This window comes from Waterburya sp. (genome assembly GCF_058530065.1).
This window is the reverse complement of record NZ_JBZNBU010000265.1, coordinates 1-1,346: the sequence shown is the minus strand read 5'-3', so window position 1 is coordinate 1,346 and position 1,346 is coordinate 1. Positions and strand designations below refer to the sequence as shown.

General features: G+C 37.1%; 3 protein-coding genes. 1 reads left to right on the top strand and 2 read right to left on the bottom strand.

Annotated features, from left to right (window positions below; genetic code table 11):
* Positions 1-451: 451 nt before the first annotated feature.
* On the top strand, positions 452-901 hold the full coding sequence (gene ndk, locus AC33VI_RS15995; protein ID WP_491783264.1) for a nucleoside-diphosphate kinase: 450 nt from the start codon (positions 452-454) through the stop codon (positions 899-901).
* Positions 902-909: 8 nt separating this feature from the next.
* Here the strand turns inward: ndk and AC33VI_RS15990 are convergent, their stop codons facing one another.
* Positions 910-1,035, bottom strand: a complete 126-nt coding sequence (locus AC33VI_RS15990; protein WP_491783263.1) for a hypothetical protein — start codon at positions 1,033-1,035, stop codon at positions 910-912.
* 45 nt (positions 1,036-1,080) lie between these two features.
* Positions 1,081-1,260, bottom strand: coding sequence for a hypothetical protein (locus AC33VI_RS15985; protein ID WP_491783262.1), 180 nt, complete (start codon positions 1,258-1,260; stop codon positions 1,081-1,083).
* Positions 1,261-1,346 lie beyond the last annotated feature (86 nt).

Below are 1,346 nucleotides of genomic sequence, written 5' to 3'. Positions count from 1 at the left end.
CATCAATTTTACTTACAGCCGTTTTCAGTTGAATAGCTCTCTGGGAAAATTTACTAGTTCGTAGTTTTTAGTTTTTAGTTCTTAGTTCTTAGTTTTTAAAGTTTAATTATGTGGTCTACCCATGTGAAAAGCGCAGTAAATCCTGATTCAGTAAAGATATTAGAGATCGATAAACTTAGGTTCTAAAAATGCGATCGCGATCGCACGGCATAGTTAATTCTCATAGATATATTGAATTTACATTACAAAAAAATATATTTTTCAAATTATAAGTCACTTTTTTTACCATGGCGATCGCGCATTTGCTTCAAGTTGTCCTTTTGTTAGATTCCACAATAACGAAATTATAAAATGAGAAACGCTATACTTCCAAAATCAAGCAGGTTAAAAAAGCCCGAATCTGAGTTACTCTAAAATTTGTGACATTTTGCAACCAACTCTTGAGGAAAATATGGAACGCACTTTTATCATGATCAAACCCGATGGCGTACAGCGTCATTTAACTGGAGAAATCATTCACCGTTTCGAGCGCAAAGGCTTTACCCTTATCGGACTTAAAATGGTACAAGTTTCTCGCGATTTAGCAGAAAAACACTATGCGGTTCATAAAGAAAGACCTTTTTTCAATAGCTTGATTGAATTTATTACGGCTGCACCTGTAATTGCGATGGTTTGGGAAGGAGAAAACGTAGTCAGTGCAGCGAGAAATCTCATTGGTGCTACTAATCCTACTACTGCCGATCCTGGTTCGATTCGTGGAGATTTTGGCGTTAGTATTGGACGCAACCTAATTCATGGTTCTGATGCGATTGAAACTGCTCAAACAGAGATAAATTTATGGTTCACAGCCGAAGAATTAGTCAACTGGCAACCCGTTAGACAATCTTGGTTATACGAATAAACAGCTATTTATCCACCAAATAGAAATAGGGAAGTGGTACTGGTAAAGATAATTTCAATACCGCCACTATCCCAATAGTAGTCATAGCCGTACAAAGTTAGATGAGGACAAGGTAAGTAATTAGGTAGTAGCACTTAGTCACCCTGTCACCTAGTCACCTAGTCGCCTCGTAGCACAGATTAAATACATACTCGGTGTAAGATCTTAGAGACTGTTTGTAAAAGAAATATTAAATAACAATAATGGATGCGCCCTACCTTTGTTTTAAAGAGTGGATCGCAAAGATCGCACTCTTTGAATAAATCAGGAATACTTTCCCCCAGTCTCCCAGTCTCCCCGTCTCCCCGTCTCCCAGTCATTCCTAGCTTTTATCTTTTGTTTACAAACAGTCTCTTAGTATAGCTATCAAAAAAATAAAAACGTGAATTTTAGTCCCGAAATAATT

Excerpts from the sequence above, each read along its gene's own strand:
- ndk (WP_491783264.1), top strand. The coding sequence starts at position 452 with ATGGAACGCACTTTTATCATGATCAAACCCGATGGCGTACAGCGTCAT.
- AC33VI_RS15985 (WP_491783262.1), bottom strand. The coding sequence starts at position 1,260 with ATGACTGGGAGACGGGGAGACGGGGAGACTGGGAGACTGGGGGAAAGT.